This is a genomic window from Coleofasciculus sp. LEGE 07092 (assembly GCF_015207375.1).
Classification (GTDB): domain Bacteria; phylum Cyanobacteriota; class Cyanobacteriia; order Cyanobacteriales; family Coleofasciculaceae; genus LEGE-07092.
The window spans coordinates 1-22,830 of the sequence record NZ_JADEWY010000002.1 but is presented as its reverse complement, the minus strand read 5'-3'; the positions used below and the strand labels follow the sequence as shown (position 1 = coordinate 22,830).

Genomic DNA, 22,830 nt, shown 5'->3' with positions numbered 1-22,830 from the left:
CCAATCCTGCTCCTCGTAGGAGAGGGGAGTTTTACCCTAGCTTTGCGGTAAAAAAGCCTATTCCCTACTCCCTATTTCCCAAGCTTTTGCTGATGAAAGTTAAGCATTCGTTCAGCCAACTCCAGAGAAACATTCAGACACTTAAAATCTTCCAAATTACACTGACTGGTGCTGATTTTTACGAGTTGCCAATCCTCTCGTTCCCTTCGGAAAATAGCATCTCCCGTCAGATTTTCCAGCGTCCAAGTCGTGATCGCATAGGGTTCATCAATAGTAACCTCTAAAAACTTGATATTCTGTTGCCATTCACTCCAATCATTGCTAGTGCATTGATTACAGTTGTCCGGTTTATTATTTACGCTGATCGGCTGAATGCCCGGAACCATTGAAGCGTTGGTTAGTAATACACTGAGTAAATTCAAATGAGTATTGAGATGGTAAACCATTGCTCCTAGACGCCGGACGTAGTAGGCAAGCTTATCATCAACGTTTATCAGCTCCGTGTGTTCGTTCTTTTCCCAGGCTTTTTTTCTCTGCTCCACGTAGTTGTTATATTTTCCGATTAGATTGAAGAGGCTGTTGGTTTCATCATCGAGCATATAGATGATATATTCATCCACCAATAAATGATGAGGTGGAATTTTATAAAGTATTTTCTTGAAGTAGTCCCAATTAATAGAAGACAGAGACAGTATTTTGAACTCTGGGAAAGGAGTGGAATTGAGCCAAGAAAGTTCGTGGCGAATGACTTTATCAGCTTTACGGAGTTTGAAAAAGATTGTATCGACTTCAACAATCAGAGAAGATAGGAGTAAATTCTCTTCATTTTTTGAAATTTCTTTTTTCGCGAAACACATCTGAGTTGCTTGAATAAGATAAGAGTGATGAGCCAAAACAGTTAGATTGGACTGCGCTTGTCAGTCCACTTATTCAACCCGTTTTCTTAGCTCAAGATTACGGGATACAGGCAATGAGTAACGAAAGTCCGAGACTTCCTGTGATAGGCAACCCTGATCCGACAAGACTGACTGCCGGGGAGCTGGGTGCTTTGTGTCAAAAGAAAACAAGCATCTGATTTACCCAGCTTTATCAGATTGGTCAATCTGTAATACTATCGTATGACACGTATGACACTGTGTGTATCGTATTACAATCTGCTGACATCAGCAATAATGTCAAGACAACTTCATCAAGTCTTCAACTTAGTCATTGATCATTAGTACTCGAGTGATTCTCACTTGATCAGTGCTTACGGACAAAAAAAACACCTGACCTTGTAGAGTCAGGCGTTTTGCCAGATTGGGGATGGAATGGCAATTAATCGGGTGGAGACAAAGAAAAATGAGAATCGGTTGACAACGATACCACAGGTTGAGTCTGTACCTGTACTAACGAGGATTGCAACATGGGAGTGTTGGCAACAGAGTTGTTCGCTAGGGTAAACAGGGGGTTGGATAAAATTCCTGCCAGAGAAGTGATAATGACTGACACCACCAAACTCACTTGCAAGGGGCGCATACCGGGAAGAGTCCAGCGGATTTCTGGGTAATTCTTCACAGCGTCAGACATTTCTTGTGGCTCTTTGACGACCATCATCTTGACGACACGAATGTAGTAGTAAATTGAGACTACAGTCATAATTAGCCCTAGCAAGACCAAACCATAGAGTCCTGCCTGCCAACCTGCCCAAAACAGGTATATTTTGCCGAAGAATCCAGCTAGAGGCGGAATTCCTCCTAAGGAGAGCAAGCAAATGCTCAAACCCAGCGTCAGGAGGGGGTCTTTTTGGTAAAGTCCCGAATACTCGCTGATTTGGTCGGTGCCGGTACGCAGGGTGAAGAGAATAACACAGGCAAAGCCCCCTAGGTTCATGAACAAATAAACCAGCAGATAAAATATCATGCTGGAATAACCTGCATCCGTCCCGGCAATTAAACCAATCATGACAAAGCCTGCCTGGGCAATGGATGAGTAGGCAAGAAGCCGTTTCATGCTGGTTTGCGTGAGGGCAACTACGTTACCCAACACTAAACTTAAGATGGCAAGGGCGGTGAAGACAAAATGCCACTGTTCGCTAACCAAGGGGAAGGCAGTGGTTAGTAACCGAATTGCCAGGGCAAAGCCTGCTGCTTTAGAACCGACGGACAAGAAAGCAACAACTGGGGTGGGAGACCCTTCGTAAACGTCCGGCGTCCATTGATGGAAGGGAACAGCAGAGATTTTAAAGGCAATACCTGCGATCGCAAAAACCAGAGCAATTAAAATGCCCAAGGATGGACCCGACTCTATACTAGCGACCCCTGCCGCGATCGCATTTAAATTAGTCTCGCCGCCAGACAAACCGTATAACAACGAAACTCCATAGAGAAAGACGGCTGAACTGGAGGCACCAATCAGCAAGTATTTCAACGCCGCCTCATTAGAACGGGGGTCCCGCTTCATATAACCCGTCAGCAGGTACGACGAGATACTGAGGGTTTCTAGGGAGATAAAAATCGTCACCAGTTCATTCGCGCCAGACAGGAACATCGCCCCCAAGGTAGCACTGAGCAAAATGGCGATAAATTCTGGTAAAGAGGTACCCGACTGCTGCACGTACCGGATCGACATTAAAATCGTGACAGCAGTTGACAGGGCAATGATACCGCGAAAGGCGATACTCAGCGCATCACCGTTGAAGCTTCCCAGAAAGGCAACGGGATTGGCAGCATCCCATTTAAAGTACAGGGCAACTAGGGCAGCCAGCAGACCCCCAATTGCCACATAGGGAAGGGTATTGGTGGAACTCTTGCCAGCAATCAGATCGATCCCCAACACTAGCAATAAGGTAATCAGTACGATTACCTCTGGCAAAATTATCCCAGTATTTAGCTGGGCAACAAGATTGGCAAAATCCATAGTTTCTATACAGTAGGGTCTATGGCTATATCGGTCTTAAGATTAACTTTTTTATCATATCGGCGATTGTCACTACTTGGGGAGTAAAGTTGACTAGAGATGCCAATTTCAGCCACTAACCCAGGAATTTATCCAGCGGTATCACGTCAGAAGTTTAAGGACTCATTCTATCTTTTGAAGAGTATCCCTCTGAGGGAGAAAACGTAGCAAAACAGCCCGTCAACACCTCAACAAATTTATTGATTTTGAATTGCAAGAGGTAGTTTTGTCAAGAGTCTAATTAAGGAGCTGGTTATTCCTTGGTAAATTCCCTTGTCATTAATGCTTTGGTTTAGCACTCTGACAAAATTTGACGTTACTAAATTATCCCACAGTATTTCTCCACATGAGCTGTCAAGAGTCGGCGTTAGCCACAGCAAGGCACAGTGCAACGCCGATTCTACGAAAATAATTCGGGTATTTTCTTAGTTATGCTGGAGTTTTCCACCCTAGGAGCCTCACCCTACCGGAGGTTAGCCCCCATGCTGGCACAATTGGAAAAAGAGAGGTGACTGTTTAGATTCCAATAGATCAGATATAAGAGAGATGGAGGAGACCCGTGTCATGAGATTACCTGCGTTAGCGCTACCGGAGACTGGGCAAAAGTCCATCAGGCTTTTTGGGTCTCCTGCTCAATACCCCAAGGGTGCTGCGCAGGTTGTCAGTCTTTTGTCTGTTGTCTGTCACCCATTATTTCTGTTTTGGCGACTGACTTGTGACGACTGACTCCTGACACGCGGCTTGACATCGCCCAAAGAATATATAGATTAGACTGTTCAGCTAGGCTGCTACTTATCGAACCCCCATGACAACCCTCGTCATCGTCGAATCTCCCACCAAAGCCCGCACCATTCGGAACTATCTGCCCTCTGACTATCGTGTCGAGGCGTCGATGGGTCATGTGCGTGATCTCCCCCAGTCTGCTACCGAGATTCCTGAAGCCGTCAAGGGAGAGAAATGGGCGCAGTTGGGAGTAAATGTGGAGGCTGGCTTTGAACCCCTCTACGTTGTTCCTAAAGATAAAAAGAAAATCGTCAAACAACTCAAAGACGCCTTGAAAGATGCCAGCGAACTGGTGCTGGCAACAGACGAAGACAGAGAAGGCGAAAGCATCAGTTGGCACCTGTTGCAGGTACTCAACCCCAAAGTACCCACCAAGCGGATGGTGTTCCACGAAATCACCCAAGAAGCAATCCGCAAGGCTCTCAAGAACTGCCGTACAATCGACGAACAGCTTGTACACGCTCAAGAAACGCGCCGGATTTTAGACCGACTCGTCGGCTACACCCTCTCCCCCTTGCTGTGGAAGAAAATCGCTTGGGGTTTATCAGCAGGACGAGTGCAATCAGTTGCCGTGCGGCTGCTGGTGAGTAAAGAACGCCAGCGTCGTGCTTTCCGGCAAGGAAGTTACTGGGATTTAAAGGCGCTTCTAGAACAGAAAAAGACTCCCTTTGAGTCGCGGTTAGTCACAGTAGCGGGTACGAAAGTTGCGACGGGTAGCGACTTCGATGCCAATACGGGTCAAATTATCGCAGGTCACAATGTCCGGCTGCTCAATGAATCCGAAGCCCGAACACTCCAAGAACGCCTGACTGATAAAACTTGGACGGTAACGGAAATCGAAGAACGCCCCGTTACCCGCAAACCATCACCGCCGTTCACCACCTCTACCCTGCAACAGGAAGCGAACCGGAAACTGCGTATATCGGCACGGGACACGATGCGCACGGCTCAAAGCCTTTACGAGCAAGGGTATATTACCTATATGCGGACGGACTCGGTGCATTTGTCAGACCAAGCGATTTCTGCTGCCCGCAGTTGCGTCGAACAAAAATACGGCAAAGAGTACCTCAGCCCCAAACCTCGCCAATACACCACCAAAAGCAAAGGCGCTCAAGAAGCTCACGAAGCGATTCGCCCTGCTGGAAGTACCTTCCGCACCCCGAAAGACACGGGTTTAGGCGGACGGGAACTAGCACTTTACGACCTGATTTGGAAGCGCACGGTTGCTTGTCAAATGGCAGACTGTCAGCAAACTCAAATTACGATTCAACTGCAAGTCGAAGATGCTGGGTTTCGTTCTAGTGGCAAGCGTATTAATTTTCCCGGTTACTTGCGTGCCTACGTCGAAGGATCGGATGACCCAGAGGCAGCACTAGAAGACCAAGAGGTAATTTTGCCACCCCTCAAGGTCGGCGACCATCCAAACTGCCTGGAACTGGAAGCAGACGGTCACGAAACCCAACCCCCCGCACGTTATACTGAAGCCTCTTTGGTAAAAACCCTGGAAAGTGAAGGGATTGGGCGTCCGAGTACTTACGCCAGCATTATTGACACTATCGTGGACAAAGGTTATGCCCAGAAAAACAGCAATGCCTTAGTTCCCACCTTTACCGCCTTCGCGGTCACGGGTCTACTAGAAAAGCACTTCCCCGATCTCGTTGATAACAGCTTCACTGCCAAAATGGAGCAGACTCTGGATGAAATCTCCACCGGTGAAGCTGAATGGCTGCCCTACCTGCAAGAATTTTATCTGGGAGACAAAGGGCTAGAAACCCTAGTCAGAGAACGGGAAAACCAAATCGATCCCAACGAAGCCCGTACCGTTGCACTGGATAACTTGGACGCTAAAGTCCGCATTGGTAAATTCGGTCCCTACATCGAAGCAGAAAATGGAGACGGTCCCGTCACTGCCTCAATCCCCAAAGACCTGACTCCCGCTGAACTGAGTGGCGAACAGGTAGAAGTGCTGCTCAAACAGAAAACCGAAGGACCTGATAAATTGGGGCTGCACCCAGAAACCGGGGAGCCGATTTTCAGGCTAACTGGCAGTTACGGTCCTTATGTCCAGTTGGGTGAGGTGACAGAGGAGAACAAAAAACCCAAACGTGCCTCGTTGCCCAAAGGGATCAAGATGGAAGATGTAACTCTAGATATGGCATTGGGTCTTTTGTCACTGCCCCGCACTCTAGGCGTTCATCCAGCCACTGAGGGTAAAGTCCAGGCGGGATTAGGGCGGTTTGGTCCCTACGTTGTCCACAATCAGGGCAAGGAGGGCAAAGACTACCGATCGCTCAAAGCCGAGGATAATGTCTTGACAATTAGCCTCGAGCGTGCATTGGACTTATTAGCGCAACCGAAGAAAGGACGTGGCAGCAGCCGCAGCAAATCTAAGGAACCGGTGCGGCAATTAGGCACTCATCCCGATGATGGAGAACCTGTGAATATTTACGATGGACCCTACGGTCCTTACGTGAAGCACGGCAAAACCAATGCTTCGATTCCAGAAGGAGAATCGGTGGAAGGCATAACTCTAGAAACTGCACTGGAGGCGCTAGCGGCTAAGGCATCGACTAAAAAATCTGGGACGCGATCGCGCAAGGGGGGGAGTTCGAGTAATGGCAAGAGTGCCAGCACCTCGTCCACCACTCGGAAAACCACGGGGAAAAAGAGTTCAAAAACTAGCAGTAGTAAAAAAACGTAATTGATTGATGCCCTCATCCCCTAACCCCTTCTCCCCAGCTTGGGAGAAGGGGAATTAACGACTGAATCTTACCCTTGTGTACTACTTAGTTGCGAGCAAGCTTGATACTTCTGCATGCATGAACGCAATATCCGGGTCGCGTTGAATGGCTTGATAGTAACGTTGCTCTCGGAGGGTTCCTTTTTCTGCGGGAGAAACCAAGGAACGGGCTTCGTCTAAGAGTTCGTTAGCTCTGTCTAATGTTATGGGTTCTTTTGCATTCAGGGCTTCATCAATCTGGACGATGAATTGAGAGAATGGACGCAGCCAGCTAAACCATTCATCTCCAACAACAAGCTGAAAAAATTCTCCCTTTGACTGGATGCGTCCGTGAAACCGCTCGTAAACATCTCGTTCTGAGTGGAGCAGTGCTTTATGAAGACGGAGCAGGGCAGCACGTACCTGGCGCAGGTGCTGGAAGGGAAAATCGAGAGAAGGGTAGGTTGAAGACATCGATAGAGATTGCGATCGCTACTTTCTTCATCTTGTCATAAAGGAAAAGATTTGGAAGGTGAAACAACCTGGAATATATTGTGGTAGCTTCTAGGGTTGTATTGCTCGGAGAAAGTTTACAGATAACCTTTTTTAAGCAGTACTGTAACACCGTTTACAATTAAACGAACTTATATAAGGTTTTTAAGAAAAAAGGAATATGGTACTTAGGGTTATTACTGTGTTCTGAGTAAAATCTTCCTATTTCTAATACAACCCTGGCGCAGGTGCTGGAAGGGAAAATCGAGAGAAGGGTAGGTTGAAGACATCGATAGGGATTGCGATCGCTACTTTCTTTATCTTGTCATATTAACCGAACAGCAATCAGCACTTAGCTGTCAGCTCTCGCCAATTAGGTCAGATGTCTATCCTTAAATCAAATCACATCTGTTCTTTCTTGATTCAGACTCTGTGTTTTGATTCCAAACGACAGGGGTGATTGGGGTCTCCTATTTCGACTTGCAGTGTCGCGTGTTCAACACCGAAATGGTCGTGAAGTTCTTTAACTGTTTCAGTTAGAAAGGCATCGCCCGGATACCCTTGAGGCATGACCAAATGAGCAGTTAGTGCAGTTTCGGTGGTACTCATTGCCCAGATATGGAGGTCGTGGACTTGGGCAACACCGGGGCGTTCAGTTAGATAAGTACGCACGGCTTGGGGTTCAATTCCCGCAGGTACGGCATCTAGTGCCAAACGTAGGGAATCTCGTAGCAGTTGCCAAGTCCCGACAACAACAACAACCACAATAATTAAGCTCACAATAGGGTCAAACCACAGCCAACCTGTCGTGAGAATAGCAACACCCGCCAAGACAACACCAACTGATACTAAAGCATCTGCCGCCATATGCAGAAATGCACCTCGAATGTTCAAATCTTCTTTGCGACCCGACATAAACAATAGAGCAGTTACGGTGTTGATCACAACTCCTACCGCTGCCACCACAATGATAGTTATCCCTGGAACCGGACTAGGGTTAACAAAACGTCGGATTGCCTCCCAAGCAATCCCACCCATGACTAAGATCAGAACGATCGCATTCAACAGCGCGGCTAAAATTGAAGAACGACCTAGCCCGTAAGTGTAGTGTTTTGTCGGCGGGTGTTGAGCCAGAATATTTGCTCCCCAAGCTAATAACAGTCCCAGGACATCACTCAAATTGTGACCCGCATCAGCAAGTAGGGCTAGGGATTGGGTCAAAAAACCAAAAAGCGCCTCAATAATGACAAAGCCAAGATTTAAGGCTGTACCAATCGCAAAGGCGCGATTGTAGTTGGTCGGTGCGTGTTCGTGTCCGTGGTCATTTACCATGAGTGAGAGCTATTCTCTAGGATCTATCATACATAGAGTTAAAGTTAAAAAGCCTTCTGAACTCAGTGCTCACGAAAATTTCCTCAAAAAAGTATCGCAGGGGCAAACCTTTAAACAAGTCTTCTCTTCCCCTGCGATCACCTTAAGTTTTTCTAACTATCCCTGATAGTAGGATTACCTAGCCTAATACCAATCTGAAAACTCGGCATCCTCTCCACCAATACCGATGCCGGTGTTGTAGATTTCGGCATCCGTTAATTCCAGATCATCCATTGATGCCGCATACACGTTAGCATCGTAAATTTTTGCCTCTGTAAAATTCACCCGGTTGAGATTAGCTTCTTTCAAGTCAGCGTTGGTTACTAGGGCAGAGGTTAAGTTAGCTCCTGCTAAATTTGCACCTCTAATGTCTGCCCCTTCCAGGTTGGCTCGTGTCAGGTTAGCTCCTTGCAGATTGGCGTCTCTCAAGTCGGCACCTACCAGATGAGTATCACTCAACTCGGCATTCTCAAGATTTGCCCCGGCTAGATCGCATCCACCACACTCACCCGTGGATAAGAGCTGCTGGACGTGAAGCGGATTTTCTGCTTTCACTGGACTAACCAAAAATAGGGGAGTCAGTAAGGTTAGGATTCCTAACAGTTTTACTTTCCTCATATTTCCCCCTCTGTACATAAAATTTACTCCGTTCTTTCCTCACACTGTTATTATCTCACTAAACCTCTTTACAGACTATATCTAAAGGATTATTTTTATAAATTTACGCCTAATTTAATAGCAATTGGGCTTTTTTGAGATTGGTTCGAGCCTCCGTATAATGAGAGTCTAATGCAATTGCCTGCTGAAACTCACCGATCGCGTCCCGCAACTTCCCAAGTTTTGCCAGCACCACACCCGCATTGTTATGAGCTAAGGCATGGGCGCTGGCAGGTTTCCCCAACTGTTCTGGCTGCTTTAGGGCTTGTCGGTAGCTCAATAGTGCTTCAAATAAGTTTCCGGCATTTTCTAGAATCCTACCGATATTGTTATAAGCATAGGTATAGCTGGGGTCAATTTTGAGGGCTTTCTGATAAGTTGCCAGGGCTTCGGATTGATTTCCTTGGGCAAATAAGGCATTCCCCAAACTCGCATAAGCCACACTATTCCTGGGTTCAAGTTGCAATAGTTTCCGGTAGGCAGCAATTGCTTCGGCTAGTTTCCCCTGACTCATCAGGACTCCAGCCAGTTGGCTATAAGCTATTGCACTGCCAGACTCTATCTCAACGATGCTACGATAAGCAGCGATCGCCTCTAATGGCTGCTTTGAAACCCCCCAACTGGTACTATCGTAGTTTGCCGCTTGGTCAAATCGTGCAATCAAATCGCTAATAAGCCGAGGGTCATTCGTTCTCAATCCTACTTCTCGTTCTTTACTGTTTCCATCCCAAGTGAGGATGTTATGACTTCCTAACAAGGCAAACGAATTGGTGCATTCAGCAGAAGTAGGGCTAACCGATACCAAGAACTTTTCAGGGGTAAAAAGCAGCTTCAGCCGAAATTGTCCTAAATACCGCTGCTCTAGCTGTTCTAATTCCGGCAGGGCGTTGTACTTCCAACCCTGGTTTTTTTGGACGATAGCTTTCAGGAATTGCTGACGATTGATGGTGGAAGGTTTACTCCAACCCCTATCACTCAGGTGTCCCCAGCCGATATGGATGCTAACCCGACGCTCTAGCGCTTTAGCAAACCCCTGCACCACTTCGCCATTAATGCTCGATTGCGTCAGCCAAGGACTGACTATAATCAGGCGTTGCTGTGTTTTTTCTAACGCTTCCATTAATACAGCACGACTGCCAGAACAGCCCGTCACCAAGCAGTAGTCATCGGGTTTAAGATGTTCTAGGTGTTGGTTAATCGGAATTGCCCAGGTACGGACTGACGGCTCGACTGGGCTAGTCACAGAGAAATCTGTACAGTTGACTGGGGCTTGGTGCAACGGTTGCGGGTTTGGGGTATTGGATGGCGAATGGATTTGCTGATGCAGGCATTCAACCCCAGAGCGTATATCTGCAACCAGGGAATGGGTTTGCTGTTGGTAGAGTTGCTGCGATCGCTGTCGGTTAATGATATTGCAAAATACTGCCAGGGTTAGGGGTGCTGTCACACTCACATAGACAAGCTGCTGGGAAACGGCTGCCGCAACTGTACTGAGTGCAGAACCCGCTAGGGAAACGTACTCGGCGATTTCTAACCAATGCCGTTTGGTCGTGTATCCCATTTTTTTGTTGAATAATCGGGTGTCGCCCTCGTTTTGGTTGACTCTTACAAAGAGGGGGTGTGGTGAATTCCGGCAGTTCTTGCTCTTCCCCCTACACCCTACTGAACCTAAACGCACCCTAGGGAAAAACGTGGCGATGGGAGAAATTTATTATTAGCGATAGTTAACCCGAATAATACCAGATGTAAACGTGCAATTAGCAAAGGCGATCGCTTAAGTTGACACGGATAGATTGGCTCCCCTGCCCCAGAGGGAGAGAGGTTGGGGGTGAGGGCGCATGAAGTGATTGTCAGTAAATCAGGGCAAATCCCTCAACCCCGAGTTTGACTTTGCTGCACCTGCGCCAGTAACTGTTCCCGCGTGTGAGCTGTTGGTTTGCAACTGAGTCCCTGGCAGACTAAGCCTACGGCATCTTCTGGTAAATTTGTTTCTAACCGATGCATACTCGTCGGTAAATACTGGTCAATCAGAGAGGTGATTTGGTCGCTACTCGTCCGAATTAGGGTGGAGTTGCGGAACCAATCAAGGGCGGTGAATAAGCTGGGACAGCCTTGGGGGGATTGATTCATAATACTACTAAAAGCTTGCAGGGCTTGTTCGGCTCGGTCGAGGTAAGCTAGATTTTCAGTCAGTAATCCCAGACGAACTAAGTTAGCGATCGCTACTCCATTGGCAGAGGGCGTAGCATTATCAATATAACTGCGTTCCCGCACCAACAAATCCCTACTGCTGTCACTCGATGCGTTGTAGTAACCCCCTAATTCCACACTCCAGAGGAATTCATCAAACTCCTCCTGTAATTTAAGGGCATTTTCTAGCCAAGGGTTAGGACTTGGGAATTGAGCCGCTTTGTCCCCATTCCCGTTCGGCTGACGCTCACGGCTGAAGCCCATTCCCATCGAAGCCTGAGACAAGTCCAGCAGTGCTTTGATAAATAGGGCATAATCTTCTGACTGCGCCAGCACGGAGGGTTGATTATCGTAGTTGAGGCGGTGGAAGCGTCCCTCCACCCATTGATGGTTCAGGATAAAATTAGCCGCAGCTACGGCTAGTTTCATGTAGTCGGGTTGATGGAACACGCTATAAGCCCGTGCCAAACCGGAAATCATCAAGCTATTCCAAGCTACAATCATTTTCGTATCCGTGACGGGGGGAATACGACCGAGCCATTTACCTGTTTTTGCCTCCTGATTGTTCCGTGCTGGCGGAAAGGTTTTTATCCCATCGGGGGGAGAACCGTAACGCACTGCAAACAGTTTGGCTAAAGCGGTTTCTAAGGTGTCGCTTAACCGTTCTGAATGATGGCGCTGCAAAACATTTTGACCTTCAAAATTCCCTTCCGGGGTAAGGGTAAATTCTTCTTGAATTTCTGCGAATTCTGAGGAGGTGAGGAGTTGTTGCAATTGGCGATAGCTCCAGACGTAAAATGCCCCTTCTTCTGGCTCTGCTGCTTGGGGTTGTGTGAAGCTATCGGCATCTTGAGCCGCGTAAAAGAACCCTTGAGGAGATGTCATTTCCCGCTTCAGCCATTTTACAGTACCAGCGATCGCTCTTTGAAAGGCGGCTTCTTGGATACCTGTACTCCACAAATTTGCCAGATATTCCACGATTTGTCCGTTATCGTAGAGCATTTTTTCAAAGTGAGGCACCGTCCAAGTCGCATCAACCGTGTAGCGGTGAAAGCCGCCGCCTACATGATCGTAAATGCCGCCCTTTGCTAAATCTAAACCCCTCTCAACTGCAGCTTGGCGGGCATCCTGTTCTGAATTTCCCTTAAGACGAATTCCCCGCAAAACGAGTTCGACATAGGGAATCATGGGAAAACTCGGTCCGTAACTGCCACCACTAATAACACTAGTATTTTTTTCCAAACCTAACAGGAGTAAATTAGCACTCAGTTGCCCGGATGCTGGCAGGAGTACTGACTTCTGGAGATGCCCCAAAATTTCTTCTTTAAAGGTTTGCAGTTTCGTTTTTTCACTATCGTAGAAGCGGCGAATCGCTTGCAACACCTGCAAAAATCCGGGGCGTCCATAGCGGGGATCTACAGGAAAATACGTGCCGCCATAAAACGGTACTCGGTCTTCTGGTGTCAGGAATATATTGAGGGGCCAGCCACCTTGACCGGTCATCATCTGCAACGCCTGCATATAAATGCTATCAAGGTCGGGGCGTTCTTCCCGGTCTACCTTGATGGGTAAAAAATTGGCATTCATACAGTCTGCGATCGCCTGATCGGAAAACGCTTCCCCTTCCATCACCGTACACCAGTGACAGCTAGAGTAACCAATCGACAGGAAAATCGGCTTATTTTCCGCCTTAGCTGTTTCCAGGGCTTCATCGCACCACGACCACCAATCGATCGGATTTTCTGCATGCTTGCGCAGATAGAGACTTTGGCATTGGGCAAGGCGATTAGTCATGACAGCACAGTTACTCTTAAAGATGCTCTCTGGCTTCAGTTTATCGCGGTCAGCCCAATAGCGTTAGCTTGACAAAGGTAGAGCCTTTAGACTTAACTGATTATTTGCTAGTGTTGACTTTTGTTGTATTTTATGATATGAAACTTTCAGAACGCTTTACAGAAGCCTTAACCTTTGGGACTCAACTGCACGCCAACCAGACTCGCAAAGGCAGTGGTGTTCCCTACATTACTCATTTGCTGGCTGTTGCTAGTATCGCCCTAGACTATGGTGCTAATGAGGATGAAGCGATCGCCGCTTTACTTCATGATGCCATTGAAGACCAAGGTGGTGCAGCTACCCGCGCAGAAATTCGCCGTCGCTTTGGGGATACTGTCACTGAAATTGTCGAGGGGTGTACCGATTCCGATACAACGCCCAAACCCCCTTGGCGTCAGCGCAAAGAAGCTTATATTGCTCATATCCCTACCGCATCAGCTTCGGTATGTTTAGTTTCAGCCGCCGATAAACTGCACAATGTTAGGTCTATTCTGAAGGATTATCGTCAGTCGGGGGAAGACTTGTGGCAACGTTTCAAAGGTGGCAAAGATGGCACGTTGTGGTACTATCGCGCTTTAGTCAGAGCATTTCGCACCCAGGGTTCAACTCCCATTGTGGAGGAGTTGGATCGGGTTGTGAGCGAACTAGAACGTTTAGTCGGTAGTAACATTTTTATAAGTCCTGTTGGTATTTGACCCAGGAGACGGTCGATGAATGCTTTTCGTGTCGGAATTGCTGGTCCTGTGGGTTCAGGGAAAACTGCGCTATTAGACGCTTTGTGTAAGGCGATGCGCTCATCCTATCAGATTGCTGTGGTGACGAATGATATCTACACCCAAGAAGATGCCCAGTTTTTGGTACGGAGTCAGGCGCTAGAGAGCGATCGCATTCTGGGCGTGGAAACGGGCGGTTGTCCCCACACTGCCATTCGGGAAGATGCTTCCATGAATTTGGCAGCAATTGAACAGCTAGAACAGCAATTTGCTGACTTAGATCTAGTGTTTTTAGAAAGTGGTGGCGACAATCTAGCGGCAACATTTAGTCCGGAACTCGTCGATTTAACAATTTATGTCATTGACGTAGCTGCTGGTGATAAAATTCCTCGAAAAGGAGGACCAGGAATTACCAAATCTGACTTATTAGTGATTAACAAAATGGATCTAGCTCCTTCGGTAGGTGCTGATTTGGGTGTTATGGAAGGTGACGCTAAGAAAATGCGAGGTAAAAAACCCTTTGTTTTTACAAATTTGAAAACTCAAGAAGGGCTTCCAGTCGTGATTGACTTTGTAAAACTGCAGATGGGATAGGGGTACTACGGCTCGGTAGCGTGAAATTTAAAGCACTTTGCGAGTCGGTGTGGTACAGTTCCCCCCTTAACAAGGGGGGCTAGGGGGGTCAAAATATAGTCTATTGAGTTGCAAACCGCTATAAAAGTTTCTGGCTGCCCTAATTTTTCTCTCTTCACAATGAATCAGGTCTGACACCCCAGTACTCACAGCTTTTCAAACACCCTCTACGGTTTAATCAAGCGTCTCTTTTGAGCAGACTGGTTATATTGCTCTAAGAGTTTCTGTCGCTGCCAATAGGGATTGAAGAGAGTTCCCACCAGAGATAGACTGGTGCCAATCGCCGATATCAATATCCAGAAATTTAAGAATCCGAAATTTATTCCCATAGCCAAACTCATCCCCAATCCCGTCATTAATAGGGGAATAGTAGCCGCCATTTTGGGGTTATAGCCCCGCTCTCGATGATTTTTAATCGCTGCCCCAGTCGTAAATCCTGTAATTAAACCAGCCAAACCTACCAATGCAGTCAGAAACGTACCAATTAAACCAGCGACAAAGATAACAAATAACATCATTATAGCGATAAGAGAGGAAGCAATTTTAGTAATTTGTACTCCTCTTACTCCAATTGCACTCAAGACTGCTCCCCCTAGAAAACCTACCATAAATCCCGTTCCCAGCCAGTACCCCAATGCAGGTATTTGTGTCACAAATAAAGACGCTAACTCCGTCCACAACCGAGTACAAATTAGAGACATACCTAATACTATGCCTAAGGAAATGTAAGGAGGTTTTAGGAGGGGTATGGGATTGGTATGAACGTTAAGCTCTAAAACGTAAGTTTCGGGTGAAGAATTCGTATGCAATAAAATTCGGCGGTTGTAGGTTTTATCTGCCATCAGTCGATTGGTATCAACGGTGATGTTACAATCTACCTGATTACCTTGAAAGCTAGCGGGTTCAAAGGAAATCCAAAGATGAGAATTTTTGGTTCTAAAACGCGGATCACTGGGATGGGGATCAACTTCCCAATTCCCTTCTAATACTGTTTCTGGGATAGCATTTTCAACGGTAATGGTTTGTGTGAGTTTTTCTCCCATTTGGGTTGTATTAAACTCCAGCATCACTTGGCTGAATTTCACCTCGGGTGTGCGAATCAAATCGATGGAATGCAGAGCGTCCAACGCTACCGCCGCGTCAATAAAACGTTCTTTGGCTTTGGGCTTTACCATCTTTTCCAGCCAACTGACAAAGCGTAGGCTAAGTTTAGGCAGGAGATGCTGAAAATGAATGCAACCTTCTTCGTTAATGAGGGTATCCATTGCCGTAGATTTTGTCCCTGTCAGCAAGCAAATCAGCGTTGCACCTAAGCCATAAAGATCCGTTGCTTCACTAAGTTGGCGGTTGTATATCTGTTCCGGTGCCATAAACCCAAAGGTGCCAGCAGCAACACTACTCATTGCGGCTTCCCCATTACCAATTCGAGCAAAACCAAAATCTATCAAGTATACATTTAGTTCCTCGTCTACTAAGATATTTTCGGGTTTTATATCTCGGTGGATGACGGCGGGAAGGCGATTTTGTAAGTAAATTAAAATTTCTAGAATTGAGAGGGCAATTTTCTTAATTTGCTCAGGTTCAAAAGTGCGCGGTATGGCTAAAGATTGAGCATTTTTGTACTCCTGCACCATGCAAAATCCCGCTTTGGTTTCAAAGGAATCGAGGTAGCGGGGAATGCCGGGATTGTCGAACCCTTGCAACACCTGAATTTCTCGCTCGTAGGCTTTGAAACCCGACCAATTGGAGTTTTCTTGGGCAAAGAGAAACCGTTTAACAACGACAGTTTCTTGAGTCTTGTTGTCTTTTGCCAAGTAGGTGATGCGTCCCCCAGCACGATTTCGCCCCAATTCTCGAATCATTTGGTAGCGGGGGCAGGGGCTTGAAGGATTGGGTGAGTGGTTCATGATGACTGGCGATGAAGCTACTATAGCGAGATTGCCACGAGTTGAGGGAGTAGGGAATTGTTTTCCTATACATTTGTCATTGTGACTTTTCCGATAAGCGATCGCCACTCTACTCTGTCTCGATTTGTTGCAGTCGGTAAACTGGCAAGACGATACATAGGCGTTACATCTGGTAGAGGTGCGATATATCTAGGGGATGGGACATTCTGATAAGGACGTTGGGTTTGAGATGAGAGAGGCGCGATCGCACTATTGCCGACACTTATGCTCGGAAAACCTGACAGCTAATTAATCGAGACTTCGTCTCTACTGTCGCGCCAGGATTTCTAAACGACTGGTAACGGATTTTGTAGCAGACGTAGCGGATAGGTTATCGGTTTTTCCAGTAATTTCTTAAAGAATGCGATCGCTAGGGTAAACGTTCTACTACTTTACTCAACATTCAATATTATCATAATTTTTAACTTGCTGCAATTGGGTTAACAATGGCAAAGAATTATCAAATTTTGATAACGAAAAGCTGGAATTATAAAAAAGCGTAAAACCAGCTAGATGCTATATCAAACAATTATTTTAGTCTGTCCGTGGCATAAATAATATAGGAAATCTGTCCGCGTTCAAATTAATTTTGGACATTTTCGTAACGATCCCAAATATTTTATAAAGTTAGACTGAAATTAGTCGTGACAAGAAAAGAGTTATGCTGACATCTACCCAAGTGACATCTACCCAAACCGCAAAAGATAACGCTCTGATTCTCTGGTTTGATGAAATCGGGATAGAGGATATCCCCATAGTTGGCGGCAAAAATGCCTCCCTCGGCGAACTAATCCGACAACTACAGCCGAAAGGCGTTAACGTTCCCACTGGCTTTGCCATCACCGCTTACGCCTATCGTCACTTCATCGAACAAGCCGGTTTGGAAACCAAGTTGCGCAAACTTTTCGCTGACCTGGATGTGGATGATGTCAGTAACCTCCAACATCGGGGCAAGAAAGCCCGGAGATTAATTCTGAGTATGGAATTTCCCCCAGAACTGAAAACGGCGATTGGTGTGGCGTATCAGAAATTATGCGATCGCTATGGGGAAGGGACAGACGTTGCTGTTCGTTCCTCGGCTACAGCGGAAGACCTCCCAGATGCTAGCTTTGCAGGTCAGCAGGAAACCTATTTGAACGTTCACAGCTTCAAAAGTGTTTTAGAATTTACCCACAAGTGCTTTGCCTCCCTATTTACCGATCGCGCTATCTCCTACCGCCAGCATAATAATTTTGACCATTTCGACGTTGCCCTTTCCGTTGGCGTCCAAAAAATGGTACGTTCTGACTTAGCATCCTCTGGCGTCATGTTCTCGATTGACCCGGAAACCGGTTTTAGAAACGCCGCACTGATTACCGCAGCTTACGGGTTAGGGGAAAACGTGGTGCAGGGTGCGGTTAACCCGGATGAATACCTGGTGTTCAAGCCAACTCTTAATGAGAAATTCCGCCCGATTATCGATAAACGCTTGGGAAGCAAACAAGCAAAACTAGTCTACGATGACGGGGGTTCCAAGCTAACGAAAAATATTAAGGTATCCAAGTCCGACCAGCAACAATTTTGCATCACCGATGACGAAATTCTACAACTGGCGCGTTGGGCAGTGCAGATTGAAGACCACTATTCCCAAGTTCGGGGTGTCTATACACCGATGGATATTGAGTGGGCAAAAGACGGTACGACGGGTGAGTTATTTATCGTCCAAGCCCGTCCAGAAACAGTACAATCCCAGAAATCTAGCCAAGTCCTGCGGAGTTACCAACTGAAAGACCACAGTGATATTTTAGTGACAGGTCGCAGTGTCGGCGCGGCAATTGGTCAAGGTAAGGCGCGGGTGATTCTGGATGCAAGCAAAATCCACTTGTTCCAACCCGGTGAAGTCTTGGTGACGAATCGGACAGACCCTGACTGGGAACCGATAATGAAGAAAGCTAGCGCCATTGTCACCAACCAAGGCGGACGCACCTGCCACGCGGCAATTATTGCACGGGAGATGGGAATTCCGGCGATTGTGGGCTGCACTGATGCTACAGATGTCTTGAAAACAGGTCAAGAGGTAACAATTTGCTGTGCTGAAGGGGATGAAGGACGGGTTTACAACGGTTTGTTACCCTTCGAGGTGCAAGAGACGATGTTGGATAATTTGCCCCACACTCGCACTCAAATTCTGATGAATGTGGGCAACCCAGAACAGGCGTTCGGTTTGGCAGGAATTCCCTGTGATGGGGTAGGGTTGGCACGGTTGGAATTTATTATTGCCAATCATATCGAAATTCATCCTTTGGCATTGATTCACTACGACGAGTTGGAGGATGAATCGGTTAAAGCGCAAATTGCCAAAAAGACCAAACTCTATAAGAATAAGCCCCTGTTTTTTGTGGATAAATTGGCTTACGGGGTTGGTGCGATCGCATCGGCATTCTATCCCAAGCCGGTCATTGTGCGAATGTCTGACTTTAAAACCAACGAGTACGCCAACCTTTTGGGAGGTAAGCCCTTTGAGCCGAAGGAAGAAAACCCGATGCTGGGGTGGCGCGGTGCCTCTCGTTATTGTGATTCCAAATACCGGGAAGCCTTTGCTTTAGAATGTCAGGCAATCAAGCGGGTGCGGGATGAAATGGGTTTAACGAATGTTATCCCGATGATTCCCTTCTGCCGCACTCCCGATGAAGGGCGTCAGGTGTTGGCAGAGATGGCAAAAAATGGTCTGGAACGGGGAGTGAATGGGTTACAGGTTTATGTGATGTGCGAGTTACCGAGTAATGTGATTGAAGCCGATGAGTTTGCCGAGGTATTTGATGGTTTCTCGATTGGTTCTAATGATTTGACACAATTAACGCTGGGTTTAGACCGGGATTCGGCTTTAGTTGCTCATATTTTTGATGAGCGTAGCACGAGTGTCAAGCGGATGGTGAAAATGGCGATCGCAACGGCTAAAGAAAAAGGGCGTAAAATTGGCATTTGCGGTCAAGCCCCCAGCGATTATCCGGAGTTTGCGAAGTTCTTAGTCGAACAGGGAATTGATTCGATGAGTCTTAATCCGGATTCGGTGCTTGAGACGCTGTTGATGGTAGCGGAAGTTGAAGGGTAAGGGTTAGCTGGGGTGCAGGTAAGACTCCTGAAAAATTATGATTGAAACTGAGTTCTGGGTAACTTCCCCATCTCCTCACTCCCTACTCCCCACTCCCTTTAACGATGGCTCAAACAACGTAAAGTTTCGGGAAAACTTTGGCGACTTTCCACCCGATATGACAATGAAGATTTTATCCTTAGCGATCGCCTTGAACAACAGGGTTGTGCTGAAACCATTACTGAAAATGGGATTTACTATGGTATTGAAGTCTATGGAAAAATATTTGACAATCTTTCAAAAGAAGGGCTAGCACCAGACGCTTGGCTCAAAGATTTTACCTCCTTGTCGAATGAATTTGACGTTAAAGTGATTGAAGAGTTTTAAAGATGCGATTCAATGGAGTTAATTGCCGCAATGAGTACATTATTTGACCTATTAGAAAAAATCCAAATAAAACCGGGATTGTACCTGGGAACTGCCTCCATTACGAATTTGCGGATGTTTCTTCTTGGCTATCGCTTTGCGCGAAGGGAAGCAGGTATCACAAATACGGAAGCCGAAAGTGACTTTTACAAAAACTTCCAACCCTGGCTACAAACCCGCTTATCCATCCGTACTGTTAGCGCTTGGGACAAACTTATTTTACTAACCTGTATTGATGAAAAAGCTGCATTTGATTATTTCTTCCAACTTCTCGATGAATTTCTGCAACGCGACAAGAGCCAAGATATCGATCCAATGCTAGTCGAATCATCTTCCAACGATACTGAAAAAGTGGCATAAAGTGCGATCGCAGTAACACTGATTAATTATTAAGTCCTCTGTGTCAATCTGTGTCCTTCACGATTGAATCTTCTCTTTAGTGTCATTCAATCGGTGTAAACTGTCTCATAGCTTGCATTCGTCTTGCATACGACTGGATAAGAGTGTTAGTCCACAAAGCGTGGACTTAAACTATTAGCCCGGAGTTTGAACTCTGGGCGGATTTTCGGGCTTATCGACAAGTGAAAGTAACTCTGTGTAAGGCTTTCAGAGTTTGCTCTAGGGAGAGTGACAAAAGAGCGATATCTAGGCTCTTTTCCACATTTGCCGGATTTTGTCTGGTAAAAAGGTCGCAATTTCCTCAACTCGTTCGGGTGACAATTGCTCTTTAGTTGCAGAAAATATAGCTTGTACTACTGTTTCGGCTGCGACACCCTTTGGTAAACTCGCTTCTTGAGAAATCCGAAACAGGAAGGTATCACCATCAAAATTGAGAGGGGGTCGAACGCGACTCAAGAAACCTACAATGGGATTAGTATCTTTCCAAAGATCGGCAACTTCTTTTTGGGGAACTTCTTTGGGTGACGGTACAGCTTCTTTTTTGTCCCGCAATTCATTCCCAACCCGATCAGCCGCTTCTGTAGACATCAAATCTCGCATGGTGCGGTACACGACTTCTGTAACGTCGCGGGCATCGTAGATATCTTCTAAGTGACCCTGGTTCTTAACTTTTTCCAAAAATGCTGTATTGTCAGTCATTATGATTTTCCTTTTCTGTGATAAAGATGAAAGTCTAAAAAGGGTAAAGAAACACCCTAGAGTGCGTCTCTACAAAAGTCAAATTGAAATGCTGAATTGATAACGATCTTAAATTTACTACTCCCGACAATCTGTCCTTCGCTATTCTCCCACATTTGCCGACCTTTTTTAGCTGCAAGTAACAATCACTTGCATTCAACCATTAGCTCAAGATAGCGACTGACTCTATGAGCATACTTCATAAGCTAAAAGACAAAGGGTTAGCTGTGCATCTACCACAGGAAGCATATGCTCAGGTACATTTAGAAAATCGAGAAATTTTGATAGAGACAGGGTGTCGAAGGTGGAAGTATCGGCTCAATCTCACCAATGTGCCATTTGAGAAAGGGCTAACCCATGTCTCTAATTATTGACATATGTCCGTTTATGCGCATCGGGTTTATAGGCAGGTAAAATCACCGTTACCGTTGTGCCGCCTTCGATACCGCTCTCAACTTGAATATTACCGTGGTGATTTTCTATGATTGCTTTGGCGATCGCTAATCCCAACCCCGAACCGGCTGCGGTAGTATAGGTTCTGGCAGGGTCGGCTCGATAGAAGCGATCAAAAATATGAGGTAATGCAGATTCAGAAATGCCGATACCATTGTCACGCACTTGCACCTGAATCAGGGATAGAGCATGGCGTCCCCCCTTCCCAGGAGATTTGAGCTGTTGTAATTGAACTTGCACCCATGCCTTACTCAATTCTTCGGTAGACGATGGAGTATATTGTAGGGCGTTACTTACCAGATTAGTAAACAAACGAGCTAACTGGTTCCAGTCTCCCTGAAGGGTAAATGCATCCTCATCGGTTTTTGGCGTTTGGGTGGCACCTGCACTCAATTGAGAGACTGAACCCTGCAAGGCAACTTCATCTAACTCAACAGCCGCAGACTTCCCCAAATCGGCAATAGAAAATCCAAAATCGGGATGGGGTGTTTCGACAATATGCAGAGATAAAGCAATTCCTTTTTCGGCGGCAACGAGTTGTTGCTCTTCAATCACCTCAAGCAGTAACGCATCTAAGGGAACCGTCTGCCATTCCGGTTGTACCATGCCGCTATCGACACGAGCTAAAAACAACAAATCATTCACCAAGCGTCCCAATCGCTGGGTTAACCGTTCCACCACCTTCAGTTGCTGGCGTTGCCATTGAGGGTCCATATCCGGATCAGCAAGGGCAACCTGCACGTTAGTCTGAATGGTAGCAATCGGATTTCTCAACTCGTGGGAGGCATCCGCCGTAAACTGCTTAAGACGTTGATAAGACTCCCGCACCGGTTTCATTGCCAGTTCTGACAGCAACCAGCCAATCGCCGCCGTAGATAAAATCATGACCACTGTTGCCAGTGTCAAATCTACAATAAGCTGACGAATCGGTTTCGTCACCTCAAACCAGGGATGGCTTACCCGCAAGTAGCCCAAAACGTAACGCCCGATTTCCATCCGTTTGGTGAACTGACGCAAAAGGTGGTTATCGGCTAGATATACAGTTTCCCCAGTTTGTTTGGGGTGTAAGGGAATATCCAACGGCTCAGAAAAAGTTGACCATAGCAACTCACCCCTAGGACTGAACCATTCCAACTCAATGCGATCGTCTTCTACTGCTTCAACATTATCTCGGAAACTGGATTCAACGTTAATTCGGTAGGGAATAACAGATTCATCCACCTGCTGAATCACGAGCGATCGCTCTACTACCTCCACCACGTGTTTAAGAGTATCATCAACCCGCTCAATTAAGGTACTGCGAACGTATAAGTAAACAGCCGTAGCAAACACTAACAGCAGTACTGCTGTTACAGTCGTATACCAAAGCGCTAGACGCCGACGAGTTGCTTGAAACATTTTAGGAAGGGAGTGGGGAGTGGGAAGATGGGGGAGATGGGAAAGTTACCCATAACTCAGTTTCAATCATAA

Annotated in this window: 17 protein-coding genes and 1 pseudogene; 8 read left to right on the top strand and 10 right to left on the bottom strand. The window is 46.5% G+C overall.

Translation table 11 applies throughout. The features are described from left to right. Positions 1 to 71 precede the first annotated feature (71 nt). Entirely contained in the window at positions 72 to 857 is a 786-nt protein-coding gene (locus IQ257_RS00855; protein ID WP_193873060.1) for a hypothetical protein, read from the bottom strand. 460 nt (positions 858 to 1,317) lie between these two features. Further along, positions 1,318 to 2,898, bottom strand: a complete 1,581-nt coding sequence (locus IQ257_RS00850) for an NAD(P)H-quinone oxidoreductase subunit N (protein WP_193873059.1) — start codon at positions 2,896 to 2,898, stop codon at positions 1,318 to 1,320. Between the two features lie 844 nt (positions 2,899 to 3,742). Between IQ257_RS00850 and topA the strand changes: the two genes are divergently transcribed. Then, positions 3,743 to 6,421 (top strand): type I DNA topoisomerase, encoded by a 2,679-nt coding sequence (topA, locus tag IQ257_RS00845; RefSeq protein ID WP_193873058.1) that lies wholly within the window; start codon positions 3,743 to 3,745, stop codon positions 6,419 to 6,421. A gap of 81 nt (positions 6,422 to 6,502) precedes the next feature. Here topA and IQ257_RS00840 read toward each other — a convergent pair whose 3' ends face one another. The 5 genes from IQ257_RS00840 to IQ257_RS00820 all read right to left on the bottom strand — a co-directional run bounded on the left by IQ257_RS00840 (position 6,503) and on the right by IQ257_RS00820 (position 12,943). Beyond that, positions 6,503 to 6,913 (bottom strand): hypothetical protein, encoded by a 411-nt coding sequence (locus IQ257_RS00840; RefSeq protein ID WP_193873057.1) that lies wholly within the window; start codon positions 6,911 to 6,913, stop codon positions 6,503 to 6,505. 441 nt (positions 6,914 to 7,354) lie between these two features. Continuing rightward, the gene (locus tag IQ257_RS00835; RefSeq protein WP_193873056.1) at positions 7,355 to 8,263 is read right to left on the bottom strand and encodes a cation diffusion facilitator family transporter; all 909 of its coding nucleotides are present in this window, start codon (positions 8,261 to 8,263) and stop codon (positions 7,355 to 7,357) included. 183 nt (positions 8,264 to 8,446) lie between these two features. Further along, entirely contained in the window at positions 8,447 to 8,920 is a 474-nt protein-coding gene (locus IQ257_RS00830) for a pentapeptide repeat-containing protein (protein ID WP_193873055.1), read from the bottom strand. A gap of 109 nt (positions 8,921 to 9,029) precedes the next feature. Further along, on the bottom strand, positions 9,030 to 10,520 hold the full coding sequence (locus IQ257_RS00825; protein WP_193873054.1) for a tetratricopeptide repeat protein: 1,491 nt from the start codon (positions 10,518 to 10,520) through the stop codon (positions 9,030 to 9,032). 311 nt (positions 10,521 to 10,831) lie between these two features. Beyond that, on the bottom strand, positions 10,832 to 12,943 hold the full coding sequence (locus IQ257_RS00820) for a thioredoxin domain-containing protein (protein WP_193873053.1): 2,112 nt from the start codon (positions 12,941 to 12,943) through the stop codon (positions 10,832 to 10,834). Positions 12,944 to 13,080: 137 nt separating this feature from the next. Here IQ257_RS00820 and IQ257_RS00815 point away from each other — a divergent pair, with 137 nt between their 5' ends. Both IQ257_RS00815 and ureG read left to right on the top strand, forming a co-directional pair. Further along, positions 13,081 to 13,677: an HD domain-containing protein gene (locus tag IQ257_RS00815; protein ID WP_193873052.1), complete on the top strand. Its 597-nt coding sequence runs from the start codon at positions 13,081 to 13,083 to the stop codon at positions 13,675 to 13,677. 15 nt (positions 13,678 to 13,692) lie between these two features. Further along, positions 13,693 to 14,289: an urease accessory protein UreG gene (ureG, locus tag IQ257_RS00810; protein WP_193873051.1), complete on the top strand. Its 597-nt coding sequence runs from the start codon at positions 13,693 to 13,695 to the stop codon at positions 14,287 to 14,289. A 206-nt stretch (positions 14,290 to 14,495) separates the two neighbouring features. Here ureG and IQ257_RS00805 read toward each other — a convergent pair whose 3' ends face one another. Further along, the gene (locus tag IQ257_RS00805; RefSeq protein ID WP_193873050.1) at positions 14,496 to 16,235 is read right to left on the bottom strand and encodes a serine/threonine-protein kinase; all 1,740 of its coding nucleotides are present in this window, start codon (positions 16,233 to 16,235) and stop codon (positions 14,496 to 14,498) included. An 81-nt stretch (positions 16,236 to 16,316) separates the two neighbouring features. On the opposite strand from IQ257_RS00805, the gene IQ257_RS30605 reads away from it, so the two are divergent. From IQ257_RS30605 to IQ257_RS00790, 4 genes and pseudogenes are all read left to right on the top strand, one after another. After that, positions 16,317 to 16,445: a hypothetical protein gene (locus IQ257_RS30605; protein ID WP_265586106.1), complete on the top strand. Its 129-nt coding sequence runs from the start codon at positions 16,317 to 16,319 to the stop codon at positions 16,443 to 16,445. A gap of 490 nt (positions 16,446 to 16,935) precedes the next feature. After that, complete coding sequence (ppsA, locus tag IQ257_RS00800; protein ID WP_193873049.1) at positions 16,936 to 19,365, top strand: phosphoenolpyruvate synthase; 2,430 nt, start codon at positions 16,936 to 16,938, stop codon at positions 19,363 to 19,365. A gap of 162 nt (positions 19,366 to 19,527) precedes the next feature. Then, positions 19,528 to 19,731 (top strand): annotated as a pseudogene (locus IQ257_RS31320) (papain fold toxin domain-containing protein); the annotation flags it as partial. 30 nt (positions 19,732 to 19,761) lie between these two features. Then, a complete protein-coding gene (locus IQ257_RS00790) occupies positions 19,762 to 20,130 on the top strand; it encodes a hypothetical protein (protein WP_193882453.1) in 369 nt (122 codons plus the stop codon). Between the two features lie 285 nt (positions 20,131 to 20,415). On the opposite strand, the gene IQ257_RS00785 is transcribed toward IQ257_RS00790, so the two are convergent. After that, positions 20,416 to 20,868: a DUF2267 domain-containing protein gene (locus IQ257_RS00785; protein WP_193882455.1), complete on the bottom strand. Its 453-nt coding sequence runs from the start codon at positions 20,866 to 20,868 to the stop codon at positions 20,416 to 20,418. A 227-nt stretch (positions 20,869 to 21,095) separates the two neighbouring features. Between IQ257_RS00785 and IQ257_RS00780 the strand changes: the two genes are divergently transcribed. Beyond that, positions 21,096 to 21,281 carry a hypothetical protein gene (locus tag IQ257_RS00780; protein WP_193882456.1) on the top strand — a complete coding sequence of 62 codons (186 nt, stop codon included), beginning with the start codon at positions 21,096 to 21,098 and terminating at the stop codon, positions 21,279 to 21,281. On the opposite strand, the gene IQ257_RS00775 is transcribed toward IQ257_RS00780, so the two are convergent. Beyond that, positions 21,271 to 22,758: a sensor histidine kinase gene (locus tag IQ257_RS00775; RefSeq protein ID WP_193882458.1), complete on the bottom strand. Its 1,488-nt coding sequence runs from the start codon at positions 22,756 to 22,758 to the stop codon at positions 21,271 to 21,273. The two genes, IQ257_RS00780 and IQ257_RS00775, sit on opposite strands and share 11 nt — an antisense overlap. Positions 22,759 to 22,830 lie beyond the last annotated feature (72 nt).